8 protein-coding genes and 1 pseudogene are annotated in these 8,822 nt (G+C 75.2%); 8 read left to right on the top strand and 1 reads right to left on the bottom strand.

Annotated features, from left to right (window positions below; translation table 11 throughout):
- Positions 1–317 (bottom strand): annotated as a pseudogene (locus tag ACFO0C_RS13545) (hypothetical protein); the annotation flags it as partial.
- 126 nt (positions 318–443) lie between these two features.
- On the opposite strand from ACFO0C_RS13545, the gene ACFO0C_RS13550 reads away from it, so the two are divergent.
- From ACFO0C_RS13550 to ACFO0C_RS13585, 8 genes are all read left to right on the top strand, one after another.
- The gene (locus ACFO0C_RS13550) at positions 444–614 is read left to right on the top strand and encodes a hypothetical protein (protein WP_378066946.1); all 171 of its coding nucleotides are present in this window, start codon (positions 444–446) and stop codon (positions 612–614) included.
- Entirely contained in the window at positions 607–1,692 is a 1,086-nt protein-coding gene (locus tag ACFO0C_RS13555) for a phage late control D family protein (protein WP_378066947.1), read from the top strand. Before ACFO0C_RS13550 ends, ACFO0C_RS13555 begins: the two co-directional genes overlap by 8 nt.
- On the top strand, positions 1,689–2,354 hold the full coding sequence (locus ACFO0C_RS13560) for a phage baseplate assembly protein V (protein ID WP_378066948.1): 666 nt from the start codon (positions 1,689–1,691) through the stop codon (positions 2,352–2,354). Before ACFO0C_RS13555 ends, ACFO0C_RS13560 begins: the two co-directional genes overlap by 4 nt.
- On the top strand, positions 2,351–3,976 hold the full coding sequence (locus ACFO0C_RS13565) for a hypothetical protein (protein WP_378066949.1): 1,626 nt from the start codon (positions 2,351–2,353) through the stop codon (positions 3,974–3,976). The genes ACFO0C_RS13560 and ACFO0C_RS13565 overlap by 4 nt, the downstream gene beginning before the upstream one ends.
- The gene (locus ACFO0C_RS13570) at positions 3,973–4,368 is read left to right on the top strand and encodes a GPW/gp25 family protein (RefSeq protein WP_378066950.1); all 396 of its coding nucleotides are present in this window, start codon (positions 3,973–3,975) and stop codon (positions 4,366–4,368) included. The genes ACFO0C_RS13565 and ACFO0C_RS13570 overlap by 4 nt, the downstream gene beginning before the upstream one ends.
- Entirely contained in the window at positions 4,369–6,504 is a 2,136-nt protein-coding gene (locus tag ACFO0C_RS13575; protein WP_378066951.1) for a putative baseplate assembly protein, read from the top strand.
- Positions 6,504–8,600, top strand: coding sequence for a phage tail protein (locus ACFO0C_RS13580; protein WP_378066952.1), 2,097 nt, complete (start codon positions 6,504–6,506; stop codon positions 8,598–8,600). Before ACFO0C_RS13575 ends, ACFO0C_RS13580 begins: the two co-directional genes overlap by 1 nt.
- A gap of 3 nt (positions 8,601–8,603) precedes the next feature.
- Positions 8,604–8,822: hypothetical protein (locus ACFO0C_RS13585; RefSeq protein ID WP_378066953.1), on the top strand; the 219-nt coding region annotated here is incomplete at its 3' end.

Raw genomic sequence — 8,822 nt, forward strand, 5'->3', positions numbered from 1 at the left:
GGCGGCCCGATCACCGCCGCCGAGAGCCTGGCCGCCGGCGCCGCGACCGCCGGGGCCGATCGGGCCCGGGCCGCGTTCGCCGTTGCACCGAAGGCCGCCGCGCCACCCGGCACGGACTCACGGGCGCCCCTGTCGGCTGCCCCGACGGCACGAACACTGGGCCCGGCACCCGCCGCACCCCGGCCGGCGCCGCCGAGGGCCGACCCACGAGCCGCGAGTTTCGGCCGGGGCGTGCCACTACGCGACCGGGTCGTGCCGTCCGGCGCCGCCGCGGGCACCGGCGGCTGGGTGGTGATCGGCCCCCGCGTCCCGGCCACGGCGGCAGCCACACCCCCAGGCGGTTGCGGCTGCCGCCAGACAACCCGAGGCTGCGGTCGAACGGTCGCGGCGACCACACCGGGTAGCCGACGGACGGCCCCGGCACGAGGCTGTGGGTGCCGGCGATGACCGTTCACGTCGGCGAGCTGACCTCCGAGGTCGTCACAGAAGGCGAGCCGGAGGTTCGTACCTCCGGAAATGTCTGGGAGGAACGGCAACGGCTCCGCGCCGCGTTGGACCGGATCGGCCGCGACAGCCGCCGCACCGACGACGAACCGGACGGTGGTCATGACTGACGTCCACCCCTACTCCTCGCACGCCCCGGTCTTCACCGCGGGCGGCCGCGCCGACGGCCGTCTCGGCCGTGACCTGCTGCGTCTCGACATCGAGGAGGGGGCGCTCGGCCTGCGGACCCTGGTCGCGCACTTTCACCCGGTCGGTCCGGACAGCGACGGCTCCGCGGAGACGTTCTCCTACCTGGACGGCGACCCGGTCGATTTCGGCACCGAACTGACCGTGACGATCGGCCCGGACGGCGGCGAGCGGCAGATCTTCACCGGTACGGTCTCCGGCCTGGAGGTCTCGTTCGCCGAGGGCGCGGCGCCGTTCGTGACGGTGTTCGCCGAGGACGCCCTGATGCGGCTGCGGCTCGCCCACACGACGGTCTCCTACGAGAACGTCACCGACGCCGCGCTGGCCGAGGCGGTCGCCGGGCGGCACGGGATGACCACGGCGGCCGACGCGACCGGGCCCACCTATCCGCTGGTGCAGCAGTGGGATCAGTCCGACCTGGCGTTCCTGCGTGAGCGGGCCCGGCGGGTCGGCGCCGAACTGTGGGCCGACGCGGCCGGCACGCTGCACTTCGCGACCCGCGACAAGCGGCCCGGCGCGAATCTACGGCTGGTGCAGGGCAACGAGCTGATCGAGGTGCACTGCCGGGCCGATCTGGCGCACCAGCGGGCCGACGTGCGGATGCTGGGCTGGGACGACGATACGGCCGCCGGGGTCGACGAGACCGCCGGCCAGGACGTGGTGGCGGCCGAGGCGACCGGTGGGCGGACCGGCCCCTCCATTGCGGCGAAGGTCTTCCGGGGCCCGCACCTGACCCGGTCGCGGCGGGACACGCCGGCCGCCGGCACGGCCGAGGCGTACGCCCGGGCCGAGATGCTGCGCCGCGCCCGCGGTTTCGTGACCGTCGACGGCACCACCTCCGGCACCCCCGACCTGGTCCCCGGCGCCCATCTGGACCTGCGGCGGGTGGGCCGGCCGTTCGAGGGCGACGGCTACCGGGTGGTGCACTGCCGGCACAGCTACGACCCGTCGATCGGCTACCGCACCGCGTTCCGCGCCGAACGCCCGGAGGTGAGGACGTGACCGCCGACCGCTGGTACGGCCTGTTCCCGGCGACCGTCGAGCACCTGGCGGGCGACCCGGAGAAACGGCAGCGCATCCAGGTGAGCCTGGACTGGCTGCCCCGCTCCGACGGCGGCGGCCCGGTCACCGCGTGGGCCACCGTGATCAGCCCGTACGCGGGCGCCGATCAGGGCCTGCGGATCCTGCCGGAGGTCGGTTCGACGGTGGTCGTCGGTTTCCAGGCCGGCTATCCGGACCGGCCGTACGTGCTCGGCGGCACCTGGAACGGCACGGCGGCCATGCCGGACGAGCCGACCGACGCCAACGATCTGCGGGTGCTGCGGACCCGGTCGGGCACCCGCCTGGAGTTCGACGACACCCCCGGCGCGGTCGCGGTGCGGCTGTCGGTGGCCGGGCCGGACGGGCCGGTGCACCGGCTGGACCTCGACGACGCCGCCGGGACGATCACCATCGTTCCGGCCGCCGGGGCCACCGTGACCCTCGACGCGAACGGCGGAGTCACCATCGACGCCGCGGCGACCGTCACCGTGTCCGCCGCGGCCGTCACCGTCAACGCCGACATGAGCACCTTCAACGGCTCGATCACCTGCGACACCCTGATCGCGACCGGCGGCGGCATCGTCTCCGGGACGTACACCCCCGGCGTCGGGAACGTCTGGTGAGCGCCGCGAAGCCCCACCACTGGCGGCTGGTGGCGCCCTGGTACCGGTGGGAACTCCGCGACGGCGGCGACCCGGACCGCAAGGCCGGCGCGGGCCGCCCGGCGCTGCACAAGTACACCTCCACCTCGTACGTGACCGACTTCCTCGCCGACCCGCAGCGCTCGGTGGTGTTCGGCGACGTCGACGAGTTCCAGCGGGTGGAGGCGATCCCGCACGTGCCGCTGCCCGGCGACACCCGCAAGCGGCGGCGGTTCCTGGCCACCACCCGGCTGGTCCCGACCGGTGTGCGCAAGCTGTTCCCGGTGGCGCACCAGCGGCACTACGTGGTCGCGGCGGGCCTGCACTGCGACGAGCCGGGTTTCCCGCGCGTCGACCCGGCGTGCGTGGCCGAGGCCGGTTTCGTGGTGCGCCGGCAGCGGGCCGCGATCCCGGCCGGCCAGGAGGGCAAGGCCGCCGGCCTGCTGGCCGCCGTCGCCGCCGCGAAGGCCGATCAGACCCGGAGCGCGGCCGCCGCGGCCCGCGACCGGGCGCGGCGGCTGCATCCGTTCGGCGGGGCCCGCGACGCCGTCCGTGATCCGGTCGCGGCGGCGGCCGCGGCACGCCGGACGCTGGAGTCGGCGCGGCGGGAGCTGCGGGTGTGGGCGTCGTCGGTGGGGGTGGACCGGCGGACCGAGGCGTGGGTGCCCAGCGGCGACGGCAACTTCGGGCAGTGGGTGCCGATCGCCGACGAACCCGACGAGCTCGTCGAACGCCGCTATCCGTTGCGGCTGCTGACCCCGCCGGCCGACGATCCCGACCATGCGGCCCGGCAGGGCACGATCTTCTGGGGTACGGTCCCCGCCGCCAGCGCCGAGGTGGCCCGGGACGGCAGCGCCCGTTTCGGTGAGCTCGCCACCTACGAGATCCGCGTGTTCGCCCGGATGCGCTGCGACTGCGGCTGCCCCGGCCCGCTGGTGTGGTCGGCGCCGTCGGAGCCGTACCGTCTGGCGTCCTTCCACGACCCGGACGGCTGCGCCCAGCGGCCGGTCGAGTTGCGGATGCCGGACTTCGCCCACCTGGAGGCCAGCAACGCGCGCCCGTCGGTGAAGGTGAGCACCCCGGCCGGGTCGTCGTTCGACTTCGCCGAGGACGGCACGGTCCCGACCAGCGGTGGGCAGCGCACCGGCCCGGAGGAGATCTGCTTCTTCGGCATCCCGCTGATCACGATCGTCGCGATGTTCGTACTCAAGATCTTCCTGCCGATCCTGACCTTGATCTTCGGGCTGTTCTGGATGTTGAAGCTGAAGTTCTGCATCCCGCCCAGCGCCGACCTGGAGGCCGACCTCAACGCCGAGCTGGACGTGGTGCCCGGCGGCATCCAGGCGTCACTGAAGGTGGACGTCGACATCGACCTGACGCCCGGTGTCGACCAGGCGGCGCTGGAGGGTGCGCTGCGTGGCGGCCTGAACATCCGTCAGCCGGGCCTCGGCACGAAACTCACCGACCGGTACACCAACGACCCGATGTGCGAGCTGCTCGCCGGTGAGGGTTTCGGCGTCGAGGCGGGCGAGCCGTTCCCCGTCTTCGGCACCGACCCGGTCTTCACCACACCGGTACGCCGGGACGAGGTGGTGCACCCGTGACCGTCTCCCCCGCCCGGCTCGGCTCCGGCTGGGCCTTCCCGGTCCGGCCCCGCCCGGTCACCGGCGACCTCGGCTACCGCTCCGGCGCCGAGAAGGTCCGCGAGGCGATCCTGCTGATCCTGCTCACCGAGCCGGGCGAGCGGGTGATGCGGCCCCGGTTCGGCTGCGGGCTGCGCCGGTTCCTCGGCGAACCCAACACGGTCGCCACCAGGGCCCGGCTGGTCCGGCAGGTCACCACCGCGATCGAGACGTGGGAGCCGCGGGTCCGGCTGCGTGAGGTGACCGCGATGACCGGCGACGACCCGGCCCTGGTGCTGCTGACCGTCCGTTACGAACACGCCCGCGACGCCAGCGCCGGCCTGCTCGTCTTCCCGTTCTCCCTGGAGGGCTAGGTGGCGCTGCACAGCCCGATCCTCGACGACCGTTCCTACGCCCAGCTGCGCGACGAGCTGGTGGCCCGGATCCCGGTCTACGCGCCGGAGTGGACCGACCACCATCCCAGTGATCCCGGCATCACCCTGGTCGAGCTGTTCGCGTTCCTCGGCGAGAACCTGCTGTTCCGGTTCAACCAGATCCCCGACGCGACCAGGCTGGCCTTCCTGCGGCTGCTGGACATCGGTGTCCGGCCGGCCGTGCCCGCCTCCGGGACCGTCGCGTTCGGCACCACCTCGCCCGGCGGGATCCTCGTCCCCGGCGGCACCCGGGTGCTGGCCGGCAAGGTCGAGTTCCGCACCGGCACCGAGGTGACCGCCTGGCCACTGGAGGCACGGGCCGCGATCCGCGCCCGCCACGACGACGAGCTCGACGAGGACACCGCCGAGTACCTGGCCCGGGCGAGCGCGGCCGCCGGCGCGAGCGTCGACGAGGCCGCCCGCTACCGGACCCTGTTCGGCGCGGCCGACCCGCAACGCGCCGCCGGCGACGTCCTCGACCCCTCGAACTCCATCGACGGCCGCCTCTACGTGCTGCTCACGGCGAAGATCACGCCGGCTTTCGCCGGATCTCCGGTCACTCTCGGCATCGTTCCGGCACGTTTCGACGACGGTGGTACGGACGAAGCCGCCGCCGTGCAATGGCAGATCGCCACCACGACCCCCGTGACCGGCGACGCCGGCGCCGATCCCGTCTGGCGGCCGCTGACCGTCGACGCGGACACCACCGGCGCCCTGACCAGGGCCGGTGTGGTGACGCTGCGGATGCCCGCCGACCTCTCCGACATCGGCGTCTACCTGCCCGCCGACCCGGACGCCACCGGCTCCGGCGACCAGCCGCCACTGATCGAGGACGACGAGCTCATCCCGGTGGCCCTGGCCTGGCTCCGCGCGTACCGGCCGGGCGGTGCCCCGCTCCCGGCCGTCGAGTGGGTCGGCGCGAACGCGGCACCGGTCGAGCAGGCCGCCACCGCCGTCGCGGAGTTCCTCGGCACCGGCACCGGCGAACCCGGCCAGGAGTACCGGCTCGTGCATCCCGGCGTGCTCGGCGACGTGGCCGTGGACGTCGAGGAACAGGGCGCCGGGCGGTGGGTGCCGTGGACGCAGGCCGACGACCTGCGGGCGGCCGGGGTCGACGACCGGGTGTTCACCGTGGACCGGGAGGCCGGGGTGGTCCGCTTCGGTGACGGCCGCCGCGGGCGCCCGCCGCAGATCGGCGAACGCATCCGCGCCGGCCACTACCGGTACGGCGGCGGCGCGGCCGGCAACGTCGGGCCCGGCGCGATCACCGTGGCCCGGCCGGTGGTACCCGCGGCCGGGCTGACCGTCACCAACCCGCTGCCGTGCCGGGGCGGCGCCGACGCCGAGTCGCTGGCCGCGGCCGTCGACCGGATCCCGGAGGAGTTCCGCCGCCACGACCGGGCGGTCACCGCGTCGGACTTCCGTGAACTGGCCGAACAGACCCCCGGGGCAGGTGTGATCCGGGCCGAGACGCTGCCCCTCGTCGACCCGCGGCGGCCCGATCAGGTCACCCCCGGGGCGGTGTCAGTGGTGGTGTGGCCGGCCGCCGACCCGGCGCGCCCGGCCGCTCCGCTGCCCGACCGGGACACCCTGGACGCGGTCTGCCGGTGGCTCGACGAACGGCGGCTGATCACCACCGAGCTGTACGTGATCCCGCCCGTCTACCGTGCCGTCGCCGTCAGCGTGGGCATCGCGGTCAAGCCCGGCTACGGCATCGAGGGCGTCCGCGCCTGGGTGGAGCTGGTCCTGCGCCAGTACCTGTCACCGGTCCCACCGTACGGGCCGGAGGGCCGCGGGTGGCCGCTCGGGCGGGCCGTGTTCGGTCCCGAACTGGAGGCGGCGGCACTCCAGGTGGAGGGCCTGGAGTTCCTGACCGGCCTGCGGGTGGCGCGGTGGACCGGCGACGCGTGGGAGGAACCGGACCGGGCCCGGGTCGAACTGGCCGCCTGGGAGGTACCGGAACTCACCGCGATCACCGTGGCCGCGGGCGATCCGGCGGCACCCGGCGAGGCACCCGCACCGCCCGGCCCGCCCGGCCCGCCCGTGCCGGTCCGCGCACCGCGGGAGGTGTGCTGATGGCCGCACCCCGCCCCACCTCCCTGATCGCCACCTGCGACCAGTGGTCCCGCGCCTGGCACCAGGGGACGGCGGTCGACGGAGCGCCCGGCGCACTGACCCTGTCGTGGACCGAACCGGCCGACCCGGGCCCGCAGCCCGGCGCCGCCTGCCTGGCCCGCGGTCTGGCCGTGGACCGGCTGTGCCGCGTCCACCGGCTGTCCGCACACGCGGTGCACCGCCTCGCCGTCGGGCCGACCCGCGGCGGTCTCGACTACGCCCGCCTCGGCACGCCCGTGGAGATCGTCGGCCGCGATCCGGCGCCCCCACCGGGCCCGGACTTCGTGCCGCGCCCCGAACCGGCGCTGGTCGACGCCACCGGGATCGCGATCGACGCCGACGACCGCCTGTTCCTGGCCGACCGGGGCCGCCGCTGGATCGCCGTCCTCGATCTGTGGAGCCGTCGCACGCTGCGCACGATCCTGACCCCCGGCGTCCCGATGGGCCTGGCCGCCCACGGCCGGACCGTCCACGCGGTCCTGCGCGAACCGGCCGCCCTGCTCCGCCTGACCGCCACCACCGAACCCACGGTGAGCCCGCTCCCCACGGACGGCCTGCCACCGGCCTCCCAGCCGTCACGGGTGACGGTGCTGCCGGACGGCACGTCGGTCGTGCTCTGGCACGCGCCCGACGGGACCGCGTGGCTCGTGGCGCCGGGCCGCGACGCCGAGGAACTGGGCGGCGCCTCCGACATCACTGTCGACGCGACCGGCGCGGTCGTCGTCGCCCCCTGCGCCGGGCGGGCCGCGATCCTGCGGCGGCACGTCCCCACGGCCGGCGGCTGGACCCGCACGCTGCCGCTGGACGCGGCCGGATACGACGGCTCGGGCATCGTGGCCACCGAGGGCGGGCGGATCGGCTACTGGACCGCGGCCGGGTTCCGGCTGGCCGCGCGGGGCCGGGTGCGCTACGTCAAGGAGGGCACCTGCGTCACCTACCGGCTGGACTCGGGACGTCCCGGCAACCAGTGGGGACGCCTCGTCCTGGACGCCTGCCTGCCGCCCGGCACCGACTGCCGGATCGCGACCGTCACCAGCGACGACGACTTCGACACCGCCCTGCCGGCATCACCCGCCGATCCGGCCGCCTGCACCCCCGGTCACGGAACCACGCCGGCGCTGCCGCCGGACGGTCTGCTGCCCGCCGCGACGGGCGCGCTGCACCGCCGCCGGGACGCGCCGACCCCTTGGTGGCGGCCCGCCGCCGGCGACCCGGTCGACGTCTTCGAGGCGCCGGTGCAGGCCCCGCCCGGCCGCTACCTGTGGGTGCGCCTGCACCTGACCGGCGACGGCGGCCGCACCCCGTCGATCCGCGCGCTGCGCGCCGAACATCAGGCCCACGATCTGGTACGCCGTCTGCCCGCCGTGTTCGACGACGGCACCTTCCTGCACCGCTACCTGGCCATGTTCGACAGCCTGCTGTACGACCTGGACCAGCGCGCCGCCCGCCGGGACATCCTGGTCGACCCGGCCGCCACCCCGGTCGAGGCGCTGCCGTGGCTGGCGTCGTTCACCGGACTGGTCCTCGACGACCGCTGGCCGGAACACGCCCGGCGCCGCCTGCTGGCCGAGATCGTCGCCCTCTACCGCCGCCGCGGCACGGTCGGCTCGCTCACCCGCTTCCTGGAGCTGTACCTGGGCCGCGAGCCGATCATCGTCGAACACTTCCGGCTGCGCGGGCTCTCCGGCAGCACACCGGTGGCCGGCCTCGGTTTCCGGGTCGGCGGCGGTGACCCGGACGCCCCCGACGGTTCGGCACACCGGTTCACGGTCGTCGTGCCGCAGCCGCTGACCGGCGAACAGGAGGCGGCGGTCCGTCACGTCCTGGACACCGAACGCCCGGCACACACCGACTACGACCTGTGCACGGTCGACGCCGGCATGCGCGCCGGTTCCGCCCTGCACGTCGGCCTGACCTCGCTGGTCGGCCCGACCGGGACCATGTCACCGCTGGTGGTGGGCGCCTCCGCGGTGACCGCCGGAACGGTCCTCGGCGGCTCCGGATCGGGCATCCCCGTGGAGGCCGCCCGCCTCGACCGCACCGCCCGGGTCGGCTGAGCCATGGTGGATCTGACCGTGGACCGGCTGCACCTGCGGTACCTCGGCGAGGCGGCGCGCTTCGCGGAACAGATCGGCCGGGCCGCCGAGTCCGAACTCGACCGGGCCCTGCACGAGGTGGCTCTGCCGGCGGACGGGCACGTGTGCCTGCGGCGGCTCACCGTTCCCGTGGTCCTGGCCCACGACACGGTGACGGCGGCCGGGTCGTGGGCCGGCCAGATC

Source organism: Actinoplanes subglobosus (genome assembly GCF_042650585.1).
GTDB classification, from domain to species: Bacteria; Actinomycetota; Actinomycetes; order Mycobacteriales; family Micromonosporaceae; genus Actinoplanes; species Actinoplanes subglobosus.